The following is a 16,786-nucleotide window of genomic DNA, read 5'->3' as shown; positions in this document are numbered from 1 at the left end:
ATCGTTTGTAGCGTCGGCCCCGTGATGCAGACCCGCTCGGTCTGTTCCTACTGCGGGGTCGGCTGCGGCATGGTCCTCGACGTGGCGACGGACCCCGACGGCCGCCGCCGCGTGGTCAAGGTGCACGGCGACAAGGAGCACCCGGCCAACGCCGGGCGGCTGTGCACCAAGGGCGCGACCAGCGCGGAGATGCTCGCCGGGCCGGGCCGCCTGGGGGCGGCGAGGGTCCGGGCCGAGCGCGGCGGGCCGGCCGTGGACGTGGCGGTCGACGAGGCGATCGCCGGCACCGCGCGACGGCTGCGGGGCATCATCGACGAGCACGGGCCGGACGCGGTCGCCTTCTACGTGTCCGGGCAGATGACGCTCGAGGCGCAGTACCTGGCGAACAAGCTCGCCAAAGGCTTCGTGCGCACCAACCAGATCGAGTCGAACTCGCGGCTGTGCATGGCCAGCGCCGGCAGCGGCTACAAGCTGTCGCTCGGCGCCGACGGGCCGCCCGGCTCGTACGACGACTTCGACCACGCCGACCTGTTCCTCGTCATCGGCTCCAACATGGCCGACTGCCACCCGATCCTGTTCCTGCGCATGATGGACCGGGTCAAGGCGGGCGCGAAGCTCATCGTCGCCGACCCGCGCCGCACCGCGACCGCCGACAAGGCCGACCTGTACCTGCCGGTCCGCCCGGGCACCGACCTCGCCCTGCTCAACGGCCTGCTGCACCTGCTCGTCGAGGGCGGCCACGTCGACGAGGACTTCATCGCGCAGCACACCGAGGGCTGGGACGCGATGCCGGCGTTCCTGGCCGGCTATGCGCCGGACCGGGTGTCCGAAATAACCGGCATATCCGCTCCGGACCTTCGCGAGGCCGCCGCGCTCATCGCCGCCGCCGGCGAGTGGATGAGCTGCTGGACCATGGGGCTCAACCAGAGCACCCACGGCACCTGGAACACCAACGCCCTGGTCAACCTGCACCTGGCCACCGGGGCGATCTGCCGCCCGGGCTCCGGGCCGTTCTCGCTGACCGGCCAGCCCAACGCGATGGGCGGGCGCGAGATGGGGTACATGGGCCCCGGCCTGCCCGGCCAGCGCTCCGTGCTCGTCGCGGCCGACCGCGTGTTCGTCGAGGAGGCCTGGGGGCTGCCCGCCGGCACGCTGCGCACCGACGTCGGCAAGGGCACCGTCGAGCTGTTCGAGCGCATGGCCGCCGGCGAGATCAAGGCGTGCTGGATCATCTGCACCAACCCGGTCGCCTCCGTCGGCAACCGGCGCACGGTCATCCAGGGCCTCGAGCGCGCCGAGCTCGTGATCACCCAGGACGCGTACGCCGAGACCGAGACCAACGCCTACGCCGACGTCATCCTGCCGGCCGCCATGTGGTCCGAGGTCGACGGCGTCATGATCAACTCGGAGCGCAACCTGACGCTCGTCCCGGCCGCCGCCGACCCGCCCGGCGAGGCGCTCGCCGACTGGGAGCTCATCGCCCGGGTCGCGGCCGCCATGGGCTACGGCGACGCGTTCCGCTACGACAGCGCCGAGGACGTCTTCGCCGAGATCCGCGGCTTCCACAATCCGCAGACCGGCTACGACCTGCGGGGCGTCAGCTACGACCGGCTCCGGGAGGGACCCGTGCAGTGGCCCGCCCCGCCCGGGGCCCAACGCCGCAATCCCATCCGGTACCGCACCGAGGCCCCCGGCCCGCGCCTGACCTTCGCCACCGCCAGCGGCCGCGCCGTGTTCTTCCCCCGCCCGCACCTCGACCCGGCCGAGCTGCCCGACGACGACTACCCGTTCGTGCTCAACACCGGCCGCGTCCAGCACCAGTGGCACACGCTGACGAAGACCGGCAAGGTCGGCAAGCTCAACAAGCTCAACCCGGGCCCGTTCGTCGAGCTGAACCCGGCCGACGCACAGCGCCTCGGCGTGGCCCCGGGCGACGAGGTGGAGGTCGCCTCCCGCCGCGGCCGGGCCGTGCTGCCGGCCACCGTCACCGACCGGGTGCAGCCGGGCCACTGCTTCGCCCCGTTCCACTGGAACGACCTGTTCGGCGAGTACCGCAGCGTCAACGCGGTCACCTCCGACGCCGTCGACCCGATCTCGTTCCAGCCCGAGCTCAAGGTCTGCGCGGTCAGCCTGACCCGCGTCGCCGCCGCCGCCGGACCGCCGGCCCCGGCCGCGTCGGACCCGCTGGGGCTGCCGCTCGCGCCGCCGGCGTTCACCGAGGCCGAGCGCTCCTACCTCGCCGGGTTCCTCAGCGCACTGGCCGCCAGCCCGCCGGCGCCGGGGTTCGTGCCGCGGCTGCCGGAGGGCGCGCCGTTCGAGCCGGGGCGGGCCGCCTGGGTCGACGGGTTCCTCGCCGGCACCTACCACCGGCCGGGCGCGCCGGCGGGCGGGGAGAGCACTGGACGTACCGTCGAAATCCTGTGGGCGTCGCAGACCGGCAATGCCGAGGAGTTCGCCGCCCACGTCGGCCGCCGCCTGTCCGACGAGGGCTGGCGGGCGAACGTGCGGGCCATGACGGCCGCCGCCGGCGAGCTGCTGCGCGGCGGCAACGACCTGCTCGTCATCACCAGCACGTTCGGCGACGGCGACGCACCCGACAACGGCACCGCCTTCTGGGAATCGCTGCAGGGCGACGCGCCGCGCCTCGACGGGCGCCGCTACGCCGTCCTCGCCTTCGGCGACTCCAGCTACGCGGACTTCTGCGGCCACGGCCGCCGCCTCGACGCCCGCCTCACCGAGCTCGGCGGCGTGCGCCTGGCCCCGCGGGTGGACTGCGAGCCCGACTTCACCGACGCCGCGCACGGCTGGCTCGACGCGGTCCTCGCCGCCCTGCGCGCCCCGGCCGCCGCCCCCGCGAAGTCCCGCGCCGGCCGGGGCGCGACGGTCACCGGCACGCTGCGCGGCAACCGGCGGCTGAGCCTGCCCGGCTCGGCGAAGGAGGTCCGCCAGTTCACCTTCGACGTGGCCGAGGACTTCGGCTACGCGGCCGGCGACGCGCTCGGCGTGTGGCCGGTGAACTGCCCGGACCTGGTGGAGGAGTGGCTCGCGGTGACCGGCCTCGACCCGGTGTCCACAGTGGACGTCGGCGGCGAGGTCGAGCTGCGCGAGGCCCTGCTGCGCCGCCTCGACATCACCCGCATCACCCCCGAGCTGATGCGCTTCGTCGCCGACCGCGGCCCCGACTCGCCGCTGCGCGCGCTGCTGCGCCCGGACAACCAGGGGGAGCTGGCGAAGTACGCCTGGGGCCGGCAGGCCGTGGACGTCATCGCGGAGCACACCGTGAAGGCGGGCGCGGATGAGTGGGTGACGGTCCTCAAGCGCCTCCAGCCGCGGCAGTACTCCATCTCGTCCTCGCCCCTGCTGGCACCCACCCAGGTGTCGCTGACGGTGTCGGTCGTGCGCTTCGACAACGGCGGCGGCAAGGTGCGCAAGGGCGTCTGCTCGACGTTCCTCGCCGACGCCGAGCCCGACGCCCCGGTCTCCGTGTTCCTGCAGCGCTCCCCGAACTTCCGCCCGCCCGCCGACGACACCGTCCCCATGATCATGGTCGGCCCGGGCACCGGCGTGGCCCCGTTCGTCGCGTTCCTGCAGGAGCGCCACGCCCGGGGTGCCCGCGGCCCCAACTGGCTGTTCTTCGGCGAGCAGCGCCGCGCCACCGACTTCTACTACGCCGAGGAGCTCGCGCAGCTGCAGCGGCAGGGCACGCTGACCCGCCTGGACCTCGCATTCTCCCGCGACCAGCGGGCCAAGGTGTACGTCCAGGACCGCATGCGCGAGCACGGCGCCCAGCTGTGGTCGTGGCTGCAGGACGGCGCGTACTTCTACGTCTGCGGCGACGCCACCCGCATGGCCAAGGACGTCGAGGTGGCCCTGCGCGAGATCGTCGCCGCCCACGGCCACCTCGACGAGGGCGCCGCGGCCGCCTACGTGAAGCAGCTCTCGGCCGAGAAGCGGTACCTGCGCGACGTCTATTAGGCCAGACTTGTGCGGTGATCGACCTCGACCTCCGCGGTCCGGCCGCATCGGCGCCCCGGCGCGCATCGGTGCCACGGCTGCGCCGCTGGTGGCCGCTGGGATTGCTCGTCGTGCTGCTGCTGCCCAGCGACGGCCCGGCCCTGCCGCCGGCCCCGGCCGCGGTGCTGGACGGCGACGGGATCAGCGCCATGCGCGCCGACGCCGGCGCGCTCTACCTGCTGATGAGCGCCGCCGTGGCGGCGTACCGGATGCCGGGCGGCGAACGCCGCTGGATCGTCCCGGTCGAGCCCGGCGCGCAGCTGCTGGCCGCGTCGCACGGCCGGGTCGTGCTGTACGTCGAGGAGGCGGCGACCGGCACGGCCGCGATCGTCGGCCTCGACGCCGCCACCGGAGCCGAGGCCTGGCGGCGCGACGGGTACGTGCCGTCGCTCGCCGCCGGCGAGGGCCCCCCGGGCGTCGTGATCGCCCGCCGGGACGGCACGATCGACGGGCGCATGCTCGGCCTCGACGTCCGCACGGGCGCGGTGCGCTGGGAGCTCGCCACGCCGGCGATCCGCCTCCTGCTGCTCGCTCGCGACGGCGGCATCGAGATCGCCGACCTCGACCCCGGTGGCACGCTGGTCGTCCGCGACGCCGGCTCGGCCGCGGTCGTGCGCACGGTCGCGCTGCCCGGCCTCGGCGCGGTCGACGGCTTCGACATCTCCGGCGACCGGCTGCTCGTCTACCACTTCGAACGCACCACGCTGCTGGACAGCTCCGTGTTCGACCTGACGACGGGCCGCCGCCTGTGGCAGCGCACCGACATGGCGGCGCGCGGCGGCCTGTGGTGGTGCGGGACCCTGCTGTGCACCGGCACCGTGGGACGGACCACGGTGGTGGACCCCGACACCGGCGACGAGCGGTGGCGCCTGACGGGCTGGACGGACCTCGGCCCGTTCGACGCGGGCCACATGTGGGCGACCGCGCCGACCCCGGACACCGCCGACCCCTCGCTCGGCGCCATCGTGCTGGACGCGGCGACGGGCCGGGTCGTGCGCCGCTTCGGCGCGTGGGACGTCGTCGCGGCGCTGCCGGGCCACGCCGCGCTGGTGACCGGCCGCAACCCGGGCGGCTCGCTGGTCGCCCGCCTCGACCTCGCGACGGGCGCGGTAACCGTGCTCGGCCGCGGGGAGCGCTGGCCGGCCCCGCCGAAGTGCCTCGCCACGGCGACGTTGCTGGCCTGCCGCCTCGAGCGGGTCTCGGTCTGGCCGCTGCGGTGATCGACCTCGACCTCCCCGCCCCGGACGCGCCCGCGCCGCCCCCGCACCGGCGCCGGCGCTGGTGGCTGCCGGGGCTGCTCATCGCGCTGGTGCTCCCCGCGGACGGCCCGCCCACGCCGCCGGCGCCCGCGGTCGTGATCGGCGGCGACACGGCCCACGACATGAGCATCGACGGCCGGGACCTGTACGTGCGGACGACCACGGCCCTCACCGCGTACCGCCTGCCGCACGGCGCCCGCCGCTGGAGCGTCCCCGTCGAGCCCACCGCGCAGCTGCTCGCCGCGTCCGGCGGCCGCGTGGTCCTGGCGGTCAAGGAGCCGCAGACCGGCACGGCCGCGCTGGTCGGCCTCGACGCCGCCACGGGCACGCAGGTGTGGCGCGTCGACGGGTACGTGCCGTCGCTCTACGGCGCCACCGGCGCGACCGGCGTCGTCGTCGCCCGCCCCGACCCGGTGCCGCCGCTGTACTCCGACTCGCGCCTGTCCGGCTTCGACCTGCGCACCGGCGCCGTGCGCTGGTCGCTCGGCGCGCCTGCCGGCTACCGGACGCTGGTGTACGCCGGCCCGGACCGGCTCGAGGTCGCGGACCTGGACCCCGACGGCACCCTGCGCATCCGCAGCACCGATTCGGGCCAGGTCGTGCGGACGGCCGCGGTCCACGACCTCGACCAGGTCAACGGCTTCGACCTGTCCGGCGACCGGCTCCTGGCCTACCGCGCGGGCCTCGGCACGTTTCTCGAGACCAGCATGTACGACCTGATTACCGGCCGCCGGCTGTGGCATCGCACCGACGAGCCCGGCGGGGTGGCCCTGTGGTGGTGCGGGCGGGTGCTGTGCAGCGGCACGCCGGACCAGACCGAGGTCCTCGACCCCGACACCGGGAGCCGGCTGTGGACGATGACGGCCGGCGACGGAATCGTGCTGGACACCGCGACCCGCCGGACCGTGCGCCTGCCCGGCGGCTGGGGAGTGGTCGGCCACCCCGCCGACCGGCCGGTGCTGATCGCCGGCGGCGCACTCGTCGCCCGGCTCGACCCGCAGACGTCGAGGATCAAGGTCCTGGGCCGGGCGAGCGAGCACTGGTACGCCAACCCGCAGTGCCTGGCCACCGCGCAGTTCCTGGCCTGCCGCCTCGACCACGTCTCGGTCTGGCCGCTGTAGCGCCCGGGTGGCGCGCGTCACCCGCCGGCCGTGTCACACTTCGCCCCGCGGGGACATCTTGTTGGTCGTGACGACATCTCAGGACGGCCTCATCGCTGCCGAGGGCTCGGTACCGCGGCGCACGATCGAGCTGGTGCGGCGCCACGCCGGCCGGATCCGCCGCCGCCGCACCGGCGGAACGCCGGATCGGCACCTCACCGAGGCCGAACGCGTCGCGCTGGAGTTCGTGGAGGCGATCCTCACCCCGGCGCCGTTCGGCCGGCCGGTGCCCGACGAGCTCTACTAGCGCGCGTCCGCGCACTACGACTACCGGGCGCTGTGGACGCTGACGCTCGCCATCACGAGCGGCGGTGGGTGGCGGTGATGAGGACCTCGACGAGGCGGATCAGGTCGCGTGTGCCCGGCTCGTCGTCGGCGCGGCGGGGCACCAGCATGCGTCGAACGTGAGCTCGGTGGCCGCGGCCGCCATGCCCAGGGCACGCCGGAGCTCGTCCGTGCGCGCGTAATCCAGGAACCCGTCGCGGTGGCCGCCGATCGGGCCGGTGACCGGGGTGGAGGCGGTCGCCCACGGTACCGCGGCGCGGACCCGCCACCAGTCGAGCAGGTGGTCAGGCTCCGGCATCGCGCACCACGGACCGGGCGACCCGCTCCGCAACATCGGTGACGACCGGCGCCGGTGGCTCGACCCAGCTCTCGAACCGGCCGCCGATGGCGGCGTCGATCAGGGTGGCGTGCCGGTCGGCGGGGATGGCGGCGGCGGACAGGAACCAGCCGAGGACCTGTTCGCAGTGCGTGTACCAGCCGCTCTCGGCGCCGGTGCGCTCGACCACGACGGTCACCAGGTGGGCGACCGCGCGTTCCCAGGAGCCGGCGACATCCGCCGTGATCGGCAGGAACCGGGCGAAGCGGTCGCGCACTCCTCCAGCCAGCCGCGCCACTCCACGAGGCCGGCGGCGACGGCGGCGGGCGTCGCCTCGGGGGTGGTGATCGAGTGGTTGAAGCAGCACCAGGCGCGGACCGGGCCGCCGTCGAGGTCGCCCTCGCCGACCGCCCAGCGCCAGCCGCTCGCCCAGCGCCCGTAGTGCCCGACGATGGCCGAGCCCATCGCGTCGGCCCACGCCCGCCGGGCGGTCGCGTCGCGGCCCGGAAAGGCGGCGGCGGGCGCCAGGGCGCGCACCACTGCCGGCGCCGCGGCCGCGTCGAACGGGTGCCGGTCCGGGTCGACCTCCGGCCAGGTGAGCGTCCACGCCTCGCGCATCGCGCCAGCCTACGTGTCGAGCGCCGCCGGCGACTCCAGCAGTTCGCGCAGCGCGGCCAGGAACAGCACGGCCTCACGGCCGTTGATGACCCGGTGGTCGTACGCCAGGCCCAGCTGCACCACCGTCCGGGCGGTCACGGTGCCGTCGTCGGCCAGGTCGAGCTCCCGCTGGGTCGCCGGCAGCGACACCGCGCACACCTGGCCGGGGAACACGATCGGCACGGCGAACGTGACGGCGTCGTCGGTGTGCAGGGCCACGACGATGTTGGCGCCGCGCAGGTCCCGGCCGTCGGCCTCGCCGCGCATCGCCGAGAGCCGGAACCGCATCAGCTCGCCGGCCAGCTCGCGCCACGGGCGGGCGGCGGCGTCGCGGACGACGGGCACGCGCAGGCCCGTGCCGACGTCGATGGTGACGCCGACGTGGGCCGCCTCGGCGAGGCGCAGCCGGTCGGCGCCGACCAGCGCGGCGAAGCAGTGCCGGAACCGCGGCTCCAGCGTGGCGACCGCCTTGACCAGCAGCTCGGGCAGGCCGACGAGGCAGCGCTCCCGGCGGGTCAGCTCCCGGCCGAGCGCGAGCGCGGCGTCGACGCGCACCTTCATCGCCGCGAACGCGGCCGGCACGTCGCGGTGGGAGGCCGCGACCGCCTCGGCGACGGCGCGCTGGGCCTTGCTCAGGGCGACGCCGTCGTCGGTGCCGCCGGCGGTACCGGCGGCGCCGGCCAGCTCGGCCACGGCATCGGCCCGCACGATGCGCCGGCCGAGCGCGCGCACCTGCTCCTCGGTGATGCCGTGCTCGGCCATCAGCGCCCGCGCCGGCTCGGTGATCACCACGCCGGCCGTGGCCGCCGCGGCCGTGGACGGCGCCGCCGGCGGGTCCCGGTCCGGGCCGATGCGGCCGACGACCGCGCCGACGCCGCACTCGGCGCCGGCCGCGAGATACACACCACCAAAGCGGCATTGATCAATGTGCGCAACGGGCTGGGCGCCGAGCTGGACGCGATCCGCGCCGAGTCCGGGCTGGCGCCGATGCACCGGTGGGCGGGCTGGTTCGAGCTGCCCGACCTGCTCGTCGGGGCGTGGCCGCGCTGGTTCGACGAGGCCGGCGACCCGTCACCGCCGCGCGTGCGCCTGACCGGCTTCGCCCGCTCCGACGGCGCCGTCGCGCACGGCCCCGCCATCGCGGACAGTTCTGCCGTCGCGGACGGCGGGCCGCCGCCGGTGCTCGTCACCGGCGGCACGGGGCGCATGCACGACCGTTTCTACCCGATCGCGATCGAGGCGGCGGTGCGGGCCGGCCGGCCGGTGCTCGTGGTCGCGCCGGACCGCGCGATGCTGCCCGACCGGCTCCCGCCCGCCGTGCGCTGGCTGCCCCGCCTATCCTTCCCGGCGGCGTTCCCGCAGGCCGGCGCGGTGCTGCACCACGGCGGCATCGGCACCGCGGCGACCGCCCTGGCCGCCGGCGTGCCGCAGGTCATCCTGGCCGACGGCGCCGACCGCCCGGACAACGCCGCCCGGCTGGCGGCGCACGGCCTGACCCGGTGGGCCGACGCGGCGGACGCCTCGCCGCAGCGGCTCACCGAGCGGGTCGCCGCGCTGCTGGCCGAGGCGCTGGCCGACACCGGCCTCCCCGCCCGGTACGCCGCGGTGCGCGACCCGGCCGCCGAGCCCGGCGAGCGGGCCGCCGCCACCCTGATCGCCGGCCTGGCCGGGCGCGCGGTGTCCGGGCCGCGCGCGGCCCGGATGCGACTGGCGGCGCTCGCCCCCGCCCAGCGGGCCCAGGTGCTGCGGCGTCAGCCGGGCTGAACCCGGCCGAAGCGGCTGCGGTGGAACACGAGCGGGGAGGGGTCGGTCAACGGGGTGCGCCGGACCGCGACCAGGCGCAGCAGCACGATCGTGTGGTCGCCGGCGAGGACCTCGTCGTAGACGGTGGTGTCGAACTGGGCCAGGCCGTCGTCGAGGGTGACCGCGCCGTCCGGCGTCGCCGTGAAGGACAGCCCGTCGAAGCGGCGCTCGACGGCGCCGGCCAGCTGCCGGGCGACGCCGGAGTGGTGGTCGGCCAGGATCGTGACGCCGAGGTGGGCGGAGCGGCGCAGGTCCGGCCACGTCTTGGACGCGTTGGCGATGGAGAACGACACCAGCGGCGGGTCGAGGCTCACCGAGGTGAACGAGCTCGCCGCGAGGCCGACGGGGACGCCGCCGACCTCGGCGGCGACGGCCACCACGCCGCTGGGGTAGATGCCGAACACCTCCCGCAGGCGGGTCGCGTCGAGGTCCTGGTTGGTCCGCAGTACCGTCATCATGCCTCCCTGCTCGGTGCCGCCCCGAACGGGACGGCGAACGCCGGCGACCGGCCGGGCGCGGGGTGCCGCCAGAGACCGCGCCGGGCCAGCTCGGGCAGCACGCCCTCGCCGAACCGGTACGCCTCCTCCAGGTGCGGGTAGCCGGAGAGCACCAGCTCCGTGATCCCCGCGGCCACGTACTGCTCGATGAGGTCGGCGATCTGCTCGTGGCTGCCGACGAGGGCGGTCCCGGCGCCGCCGCGGACCAGGCCGACGCCGGCCCACAGGTTGGGGTACACCTCCAGGCCGTCCTTGGTGCCCCCGTTGAGCGCGAGCATCCGCCGCTGCCCCTCGGACTCGCTGCGGCGCAGCCCGGCCTGGACGCGGGCGATCTGCTCCGCGGAGATGCCGGCCAGCAGCCGGTCCGCCTCGGCCCACGCCTCCTGCGCGGTGTCGCGGGCGATGGTGTGCACCCGCAGGCCGTAGGCGAGGGTGCGGCCCTCCCGCTCGGCCAGCTCCCGCACCCGGTGGACCTTCTCGGCCACGGCGGCGGGCGGCTCGCCCCAGGTGAGGTACACGTCGGCGTGTCGGGCGGCGACGTCCAGCGCCGCGGGGGAGGACCCGCCGAAGTAGATCTGCGGTGCCGGGTCGGGCCGCTGGGCCAGGACGGCGTCCTCGAGCGCGTAGTGCTTGCCGTCGAAGGTCACCGGCCGGCCCGTCCACAGCTCCCGGACGATCTGCAGGAACTCGCCGCAGCGCTCGTAGCGGCCGTCCTTGTCCAGGAAGTCGCCGTACATGCGCTGCTCGTGGCTCTCCCCGCCGGTGACGACGTTGAGCAGCAGCCGCCCGCCGGAGAGGTTCTGGAAGGTGCCGGCCATCTGGGCGGCCAGGAACGGCGCGGTGAGGCCGGGCCGGAACGCCACCAGGAACTTCAGCCGCTCCGAGACGGAGGCGAGCATCGCGGTGGTGATCCAGGCGTCCTCGCACCAGGCGCCGGTCGGGGTCAGGGCCGCCTCGAAGCCGAGCTGCTCGGCCGAGCGGGCGATCTGCCCGAGGTAGGCCACGGAGGCGGGCCGGCCGCCGGCGTCGGCCGGGGTGCCGTGGCCGCCGCCGACGACGTGCCGGCCGTCGCCGCCGTTGGTGGGCAGGAACCAGTGGAACTTGAGCTCGCTCATCACACCTGTCCGTGGTTTGGGGGCGGGGTACCTTCGACGGCCCAGCGGCCGAGGTGGTGGATCTTCCAGGCGGCCGGGTCGTGCAGGGTGTGGGTGCGCGCGTTGCGCCAGTGCCGGTCCAGGCCGAGCCCGGCGGCGGCGGAGCGGGCGCCGGCCACCTCGAACAGCCGGCCGCTCGCCTCCAGCGCCGCCCGGGTGGTGGCCGCGCGGGCCGCGGCGACCGTGAGCGAGGCGGCGGCCGCCGACTCGGCGCTCAGGCCGGCGTCGGCGCGGTCGACGGCCCGGGCCGCCTCGGCCAGCAGCGCCTCGGCGCCGCGGACGGCCAGCTCGATCTCGCCGAACGCCTGCACGACGAGCGGGTCGTCGGCGGCCCGCTCCACGCCGGCGTCGGGGTAGGGGCGGCTCCTGGCCACGACGAACCCCGCCGCGTCGGCCAGCGCCGCGCGGGCGATGCCGGCGTCGACGGCCGCGTGCAGCAGCTGGGCGAACGCGCCGAAGGTCTGCGGCCCGTCGAAGGTGTTCTCGTACGGCGTGATGAGCTCGTCCGGCACGTCCACGTCGGCCAGCAGCACCGAGCCGCTGGCGGTCGTGCGCTGGCCCAGGGCGTGCCAGTCGTCGACGACCTCGAGGCCGTCGGCGTGCCGGTCGACCCACGCGACGTGCAGCGGCCCGTCCGGCCCGAGGTGGGCCAGCACCGGGATGCGGTGGGCGAGCAGCGCGCCGGTGGCGTAGAACTTGCGGCCGTTGAGCCGCCACCGCCCGGGGCCGGCCGCCGTCAGGGTGGTGCGGATGTCGCGCACGTGCCTGGTGCCGGCCTCCGACTGGGCGTTGCCGAACCGCCGCCCGGCGAGCACCTCGCCGAACAGGCGCCGCCGCTGGGCGTGCGTTGCCTGGAGGCGGAGGTGGTTGACGTACACGAAATGGCTCTGCGGAATCTGCCCGATGTTCGGGTCGCCGGTCGACAGCCGCCGGATCACCTCGGTCACGACCGCCACCGGCAGGCCGGGCCCGCCGTACTCGGCCGGGACGGTGACGGCCAGCAGCCCGGCGCCGCTGAGCTTGTCGAGCTCGGCCAGCGGCAGGACCCGCCGCGCGTCGCGGTCGGCGGCGTCGCGGGCGAACGCGTCGGCGAACTCGGCCGCCAGGGCCAGCGCCTCGTCGGGGGTCACGCGGCCTCCTCCAGGCGCGGGCGCGGGTACGCCGAGCTCGGGCTGGTGCCGTCGAGCCGGTACTGCCCGACGATCCGGTCGCGGTAGACGATCGGGTTGTGCGAGGCCACGGTGCGGGCGTTGCGCCAGTGCCGGTCCAGCCCCCGCCGCCCGGCGGTCGCGGAGGCCCCGCCGACCTCGAACAGCTCGGTGGTGAGCCCGAGCACGAGACGGGCCACGGCGCCCTGCGCGGCGAAGACGGCGGCGTCGGCCGCGTCGGGGTCGTCGCCGTGCGCCTCGAGCGCCCGGGCGGCGGCCAGGGTGGCCGCGTCGGCGGCGAAGGACGCCCCGGCGATCCGGCCGACGACGGCCTGCACCTGCGGGTCCGCGGCCGCGGGCAGGTCCGGGTTGAACAGGTTGCGGGCGCGGCCGTTGACGAACGCGACGGTCTCGGCGACCGCGGCCCGCCCGATGCCGGCCAGGGTCGCCAGGTGTACCAGCTGGAAGAACGCGGCCAGGGAGGCGTTGGCGGCCGGCTCCACGTCCTGCGGGGCGACCGGCACGTCCTCGAAGATGGTGGTACCGCTGCCGGTGAGCCGCTGGCCGAAGCCGTCCCAGTCGTCGAGGCGGGTCACGCCGGGCGCCGCCGCGGGCACGAACACGTTGACGATGCCGCCGGCCTCGTCGGCCGCGGTGGTGTGGATCCAGTCCGCGAACAGGGTGCCGGTCGAGTAGTACTTGCGGCCGTTGAGGCGCCCGTTCTGCAGCGTCGTCTCCGGGGCCCACCACGACGCGCTGGAGCGCTCGCTCTGGGCGTTGCCGACGATGACCCCGGCGGCGATGCGGCGCAGCCACCGGTCCCGCACCTGCGGGTCCGGGTGCGCGAGGCGGGACTCGACGAAGCCGAGGTGGCCGCGCAGCAGCTGCGGCAGGTTCGAGTCGGCCCGGCCGAGCCGGATGAGCAGCTCGGTGAGCTCGGGGAGGCTCGCCCCCTGCCCGCCGTACTCGCGGGGCACCCGGACCTTGCCGAACCCGGCCTCCCGCAGCCACTGCAGGGGCTCGTGCGGCAGCGTGCGGTCCGACTCGCGCTGCACGGCGCCCTCGGCGATGCGGGCGAAGACCTGCTCGAAGCTCATGCGGACCCCAGCCGCGGTACGGCGGTCAGCAGCCGCTGCGTGTACTCGTGCCGCGGGCTGCGGAAGACCTCGGCGGCGGTGCCGTGCTCCACCACCCGGCCGTCCTTCATGACCAGGATCCGGTCGCTGACGTGGTGGATCACGCCGAGGTCGTGCGAGATGAACAGGTAGCTCACGCCGAGCTCGTCCTGCAGGTCGGTGAGCAGGTCGAGCACCTGGGCCTGGATCGACACGTCCAGCGCGGACACCGGCTCGTCGCACACCACGACGGAGGGCTCGGGCGCGAGGGCCCGGGCGATCGCCACCCGCTGCCGCTGCCCGCCCGACATCCGCAGCGGCGCCGCCGCCAGGTGCGTCTCGCGCAGGCCGACCTGCTCGAGCAGGCGCACGGCCCGCTCGCGCGCCTCGGCCCGCGAGCCCGGCGGCCGGGCGCCGGTGGCGAGGGCGTCGACGATGATGCGCCCGACCGTCCAGCGCGGGTCGAAGGAGCTCAGCGGGTCCTGGTACACCACCCCGACCTGCCGTCGCAGCGGCCGCCGCCGGCCCGGGGTCAGCGCCGACCACGGCTCGCCGCGCAGCAGCACCCGTCCGCCGGTGGCGGCCAGGATCGCCAGGGCGATGCGGGCGGTGGTGGTCTTGCCCGATCCGGACTCGCCGACGATGCCGAGGGTCTCGCCGCCGAACAGCTCGAAGGAGACGTCGTCGACGACGGTCCGGTCGACCTTGTCGGGGCCGCGGAAGACCTTGGTCAGGTGCCGCGCCTGGAGCACGGGCCGGCCCCGGTCGACGGGCCGGCGGGTGCGGACCGCGCCCGGGCGGCTCAGCTTGGTGTCGCGGCTGTGCTCGGACGGGATCGCGTCGAGCAGCATCCGGGTGTACTCGTGGCTCGGCTCGCGCAGCACCCGCTCGGCGGGGCCGTGCTCGACGATCTCGCCGTCGCGCATGACGGCGACCTCGTCGGCCAGCCGCGCCACGACGGACAGGTCGTGGCTGATCAGGATGATCGCCGTGCCGCGCGCCTTGGCCGCGGCGAGCAGGTCGAGCACCTGCGCCTGCACGGTGACGTCGAGGGCGGTCGTCGGCTCGTCGGCGATGAGCAGCGGCGGGTCCAGCGCGATCGCCGAGGCGATCAGGGCCCGCTGGCGCAGGCCGCCGGACAGCTCGTAGGGCCGCTGCCGGGCGCGCATCCGCGGCTCGGGGACGCCGACGGAGTGCAGCAGCTCCACGGCGCGCTCGGCCCGGCCGGCGCGGGTGCCCCAGCCGTGCAGCCGCAGCGGCTCGGCCACCTCGTCGCCGACCCGGCGCAGCTGGTCGAGGGAGACCAGGGCGTCCTGCAGGACGAAGCCGATCCGCCGCCCGCGCACCGTGCGCCAGGCCCGTTCGGACGCGCTGCGCAGGTCGGTGCCGTCCAGGTCGATGCGCTCGGCGGCGACCCGCGAGCCCGGGCCGGCGAGGCCGACGAGGGTGCGGGCGGTGACGCTCTTGCCGGAGCCGGACTCGCCGACGATGGCGAGGCACTGCCCGCGGCGCGCGGCGAACGAGACACCGCGGACGACCTCGGTGCCGCCGAAGGACACGCGCAGGCCCTCGACCTGCAGCAGTGCCAGGCCGGCGGCCGGCTCGACGCGTTGCGCAGCGAGAGTCGTGGTCATCGGGCGGCTCCTCCGAGTAGGTGCTGCAGGTTGCGGCCCAGCGACGTCACGGCGAGGGCCACCAGGACGATCACGACGCCGGGCAGGATCTCCAGCCACCAGGACGTGGTGATGTGCACGCGGCCGGCGTCGAGCAGCGCTCCCCACTCGGAGCTGGGCGGGGCGACGCCGAGGCCGAGGAACGACAGCCCGGAGGCCCACACGACGGACTGGCCGATGCCGAGGGTGGCGACGGCGACGAGGGGCCGCACGGCGTTGGGGAACAGGTGCCGTCGCACGACGGCGAGCCGGGAGTGCCCGAGCGCGGCCGCGGCCTCGATGTATCCGGCCTGGCGCACGGCGAGGACCTGGCCGCGGACCATCCGGGCGTAGCCGGGCGCGGACCCGATGCCGACCGCGGCGATCACGGTGGCGACCGACGGGCCGCGGACCGAGATGACCAGCAGCGCCAGCAGCAGCGCCGGGAAGGCGAACGCGACCTCGAGCACGCGGGTGATGACGGTGTCGACGACCCCGCCGGCGAGCCCGGCGGTGAAGCCGAGCGCGAGGGCGATGAGGAACGCCACCGCCGTCGCGCCGACGCCGATGCCCATCGACTGGCGGGCGCCGTAGATGACCCGGGTGAGCAGGTCCCGGCCGGCGTCGTCGGTGCCGAACGGGTGCGCCCACGACGGCGCCAGCAGCGTCGAGTGCAGGTCGATCTCGGTCGGGCCGCGGCCGGTGAGCAGGCCCGGGCTGAGCGCCGCGATCGCGATGAGCACGACGACCAGCGCGGCCGCCAGGGTCCCCGCGGACGGCAGCCGCCGGCTCATCGGGTGGCCCCCAGCCGCGGGTCGACGATCGCGTAGGCCAGGTCGACGAGCAGGTTGGCCACGACGTAGATCGCCGCCACGACCAGCACGATGCCGGACACGGTGGGCACGTCGCGGGTGTTGACCGCGGTGACGAGCACCTGGCCCAGCCCCGGCCGGCCGAAGATGTTCTCGGCGATGACGGCGCCGGCGACGAGGGCGCCGAGCGCCCAGCCGGACAGCGTGATCGCCGGGAGCACGGCGTGGCGCAGGACGTGGCGCAGCCGCACGCCGAGGTCGGACATCCCGCGGGTGCGGGCCGTGGTCACGAACGGCTGCGCCAGCACCTGCTCGAACTCGTCACGGGTCACCTGCCCGAGGAAGCCGGCCAGGGGGATCGCCAGGGTCAGCACGGGCAGGACGCTGCCCCAGGCGCTGGTGCCCCCGATGATCGGGAACGTCCGCAGCTGCACGGCGAAGACGACGAGCAGCACGACGCCGACCCAGTAGTGCGGCAGGCTGGCCGTGAGCGCCTCCCAGGCGGCCCCGAGGCCGGACAGGAACCGACCGCGCCGGGCGGTCAGCAGTGTCCCGGCCAGCGCCAGGAGCCAGGCGACGGCCAGCGCCGACACCGTCAGGGTCAGGCTCGGCAGCAGCTGGCCGCCGATCACCTCGGTCACCGGGCGCTTCTGGGTGTACGAGGTGCCGAGGTCGCCGTGGAACAGGCCGCCGACGTAGTGCAGGTACTGCACGACGATCGGGTCCTTGAAGCCGAACTGCGCGTTGACCGGGGCCAGCTCCGCGTCCGTCCACTTGCGGTCCTGGCCGGTCTGCAGGTTCATCAGGGTCGTGGCCCGGTCGCCGGGCACGGCCAGCTGGGCGAAGAAGGTGACCGACGCCGCCGCGACGATCACCGCCACCGCGCTCACCAGCTTGAGCAGGACCTTCATCGC

The 16,786-nt window shown here is 75.6% G+C and carries 16 protein-coding genes; 5 read left to right on the top strand and 11 right to left on the bottom strand.

All coding sequences use genetic code 11. The annotated features are described in order from the left end of the window. Positions 1–24: 24 nt before the first annotated feature. The 4 genes from ACQEVU_RS27175 (at position 25) to ACQEVU_RS27160 (ending at position 6,680) form a co-directional block, all read left to right on the top strand. Positions 25–3,975: a molybdopterin-dependent oxidoreductase gene (locus ACQEVU_RS27175; protein ID WP_433335104.1), complete on the top strand. Its 3,951-nt coding sequence runs from the start codon at positions 25–27 to the stop codon at positions 3,973–3,975. A gap of 14 nt (positions 3,976–3,989) precedes the next feature. Beyond that, on the top strand, positions 3,990–5,234 hold the full coding sequence (locus ACQEVU_RS27170) for a PQQ-binding-like beta-propeller repeat protein (protein WP_433328284.1): 1,245 nt from the start codon (positions 3,990–3,992) through the stop codon (positions 5,232–5,234). Further along, positions 5,231–6,394, top strand: coding sequence for a PQQ-binding-like beta-propeller repeat protein (locus ACQEVU_RS27165; protein WP_433328282.1), 1,164 nt, complete (start codon positions 5,231–5,233; stop codon positions 6,392–6,394). Before ACQEVU_RS27170 ends, ACQEVU_RS27165 begins: the two co-directional genes overlap by 4 nt. Before the next feature lie 67 nt (positions 6,395–6,461). Continuing rightward, positions 6,462–6,680, top strand: coding sequence for a hypothetical protein (locus ACQEVU_RS27160; protein ID WP_433328280.1), 219 nt, complete (start codon positions 6,462–6,464; stop codon positions 6,678–6,680). A 99-nt stretch (positions 6,681–6,779) separates the two neighbouring features. Here the strand turns inward: ACQEVU_RS27160 and ACQEVU_RS27155 are convergent, their stop codons facing one another. Genes ACQEVU_RS27155 through ACQEVU_RS27140 form a run of 4 tightly spaced genes read right to left on the bottom strand, consistent with a single transcriptional unit; the run spans position 6,780 to position 8,594 of the window. Next, positions 6,780–7,016: a hypothetical protein gene (locus ACQEVU_RS27155; RefSeq protein WP_433328278.1), complete on the bottom strand. Its 237-nt coding sequence runs from the start codon at positions 7,014–7,016 to the stop codon at positions 6,780–6,782. Next, positions 7,003–7,233 carry a hypothetical protein gene (locus ACQEVU_RS27150; RefSeq protein ID WP_433328276.1) on the bottom strand — a complete coding sequence of 77 codons (231 nt, stop codon included), beginning with the start codon at positions 7,231–7,233 and terminating at the stop codon, positions 7,003–7,005. Before ACQEVU_RS27150 ends, ACQEVU_RS27155 begins: the two co-directional genes overlap by 14 nt. Further along, complete coding sequence (locus ACQEVU_RS27145; protein WP_433328274.1) at positions 7,230–7,652, bottom strand: hypothetical protein; 423 nt, start codon at positions 7,650–7,652, stop codon at positions 7,230–7,232. The genes ACQEVU_RS27150 and ACQEVU_RS27145 overlap by 4 nt, the downstream gene beginning before the upstream one ends. Before the next feature lie 9 nt (positions 7,653–7,661). After that, a complete protein-coding gene (locus tag ACQEVU_RS27140; RefSeq protein ID WP_433328272.1) occupies positions 7,662–8,594 on the bottom strand; it encodes a 2-oxo acid dehydrogenase subunit E2 in 933 nt (310 codons plus the stop codon). A gap of 24 nt (positions 8,595–8,618) precedes the next feature. Between ACQEVU_RS27140 and ACQEVU_RS27135 the strand changes: the two genes are divergently transcribed. Continuing rightward, a complete protein-coding gene (locus tag ACQEVU_RS27135; protein WP_433335102.1) occupies positions 8,619–9,455 on the top strand; it encodes a glycosyltransferase in 837 nt (278 codons plus the stop codon). Here the strand turns inward: ACQEVU_RS27135 and ACQEVU_RS27130 are convergent. The 7 genes from ACQEVU_RS27130 to ACQEVU_RS27100 are packed head-to-tail and all read right to left on the bottom strand — an operon-like array spanning position 9,443 to position 16,783. Then, positions 9,443–9,952, bottom strand: a complete 510-nt coding sequence (locus ACQEVU_RS27130) for a flavin reductase family protein (RefSeq protein WP_433328270.1) — start codon at positions 9,950–9,952, stop codon at positions 9,443–9,445. The genes ACQEVU_RS27135 and ACQEVU_RS27130 overlap by 13 nt on opposite strands. Continuing rightward, positions 9,949–11,106 (bottom strand): LLM class flavin-dependent oxidoreductase, encoded by a 1,158-nt coding sequence (locus ACQEVU_RS27125; RefSeq protein WP_433328268.1) that lies wholly within the window; start codon positions 11,104–11,106, stop codon positions 9,949–9,951. The genes ACQEVU_RS27130 and ACQEVU_RS27125 overlap by 4 nt, the downstream gene beginning before the upstream one ends. Beyond that, positions 11,106–12,275: an SfnB family sulfur acquisition oxidoreductase gene (locus ACQEVU_RS27120; protein WP_433328266.1), complete on the bottom strand. Its 1,170-nt coding sequence runs from the start codon at positions 12,273–12,275 to the stop codon at positions 11,106–11,108. Before ACQEVU_RS27120 ends, ACQEVU_RS27125 begins: the two co-directional genes overlap by 1 nt. Beyond that, on the bottom strand, positions 12,272–13,390 hold the full coding sequence (locus ACQEVU_RS27115) for an acyl-CoA dehydrogenase family protein (protein ID WP_433328264.1): 1,119 nt from the start codon (positions 13,388–13,390) through the stop codon (positions 12,272–12,274). Before ACQEVU_RS27115 ends, ACQEVU_RS27120 begins: the two co-directional genes overlap by 4 nt. Further along, the gene (locus ACQEVU_RS27110) at positions 13,387–15,042 is read right to left on the bottom strand and encodes a dipeptide ABC transporter ATP-binding protein (protein WP_433328262.1); all 1,656 of its coding nucleotides are present in this window, start codon (positions 15,040–15,042) and stop codon (positions 13,387–13,389) included. Before ACQEVU_RS27110 ends, ACQEVU_RS27115 begins: the two co-directional genes overlap by 4 nt. Then, the gene (locus tag ACQEVU_RS27105; protein ID WP_433328260.1) at positions 15,039–15,854 is read right to left on the bottom strand and encodes an ABC transporter permease; all 816 of its coding nucleotides are present in this window, start codon (positions 15,852–15,854) and stop codon (positions 15,039–15,041) included. The genes ACQEVU_RS27110 and ACQEVU_RS27105 overlap by 4 nt, the downstream gene beginning before the upstream one ends. Beyond that, positions 15,851–16,783, bottom strand: a complete 933-nt coding sequence (locus ACQEVU_RS27100) for an ABC transporter permease (protein ID WP_433328258.1) — start codon at positions 16,781–16,783, stop codon at positions 15,851–15,853. Before ACQEVU_RS27100 ends, ACQEVU_RS27105 begins: the two co-directional genes overlap by 4 nt. Positions 16,784–16,786: the final 3 nt, after the last annotated feature.

It is taken from the genome of Dactylosporangium sp. CA-139066, from assembly GCF_050936175.1.
Taxonomy (GTDB): Bacteria; Actinomycetota; Actinomycetes; order Mycobacteriales; family Micromonosporaceae; genus Dactylosporangium.
Note: the sequence above shows the minus strand (reverse complement) of the source record. Positions and strands in the feature narration are given on the sequence as shown.

Coding starts and splice junctions, on each gene's coding strand:
- ACQEVU_RS27125 (WP_433328268.1), bottom strand. CDS start 11,106: ATGAGCGAGCTCAAGTTCCACTGGTTCCTGCCCACCAACGGCGGCGAC.
- ACQEVU_RS27155 (WP_433328278.1), bottom strand. CDS start 7,016: ATGCCGGAGCCTGACCACCTGCTCGACTGGTGGCGGGTCCGCGCCGCG.
- ACQEVU_RS27175 (WP_433335104.1), top strand. CDS start 25: ATGCAGACCCGCTCGGTCTGTTCCTACTGCGGGGTCGGCTGCGGCATG.
- ACQEVU_RS27115 (WP_433328264.1), bottom strand. CDS start 13,390: ATGAGCTTCGAGCAGGTCTTCGCCCGCATCGCCGAGGGCGCCGTGCAG.
- ACQEVU_RS27130 (WP_433328270.1), bottom strand. CDS start 9,952: ATGATGACGGTACTGCGGACCAACCAGGACCTCGACGCGACCCGCCTG.
- ACQEVU_RS27105 (WP_433328260.1), bottom strand. CDS start 15,854: ATGAGCCGGCGGCTGCCGTCCGCGGGGACCCTGGCGGCCGCGCTGGTC.
- ACQEVU_RS27100 (WP_433328258.1), bottom strand. CDS start 16,783: ATGAAGGTCCTGCTCAAGCTGGTGAGCGCGGTGGCGGTGATCGTCGCG.
- ACQEVU_RS27110 (WP_433328262.1), bottom strand. CDS start 15,042: ATGACCACGACTCTCGCTGCGCAACGCGTCGAGCCGGCCGCCGGCCTG.
- ACQEVU_RS27145 (WP_433328274.1), bottom strand. CDS start 7,652: ATGCGCGAGGCGTGGACGCTCACCTGGCCGGAGGTCGACCCGGACCGG.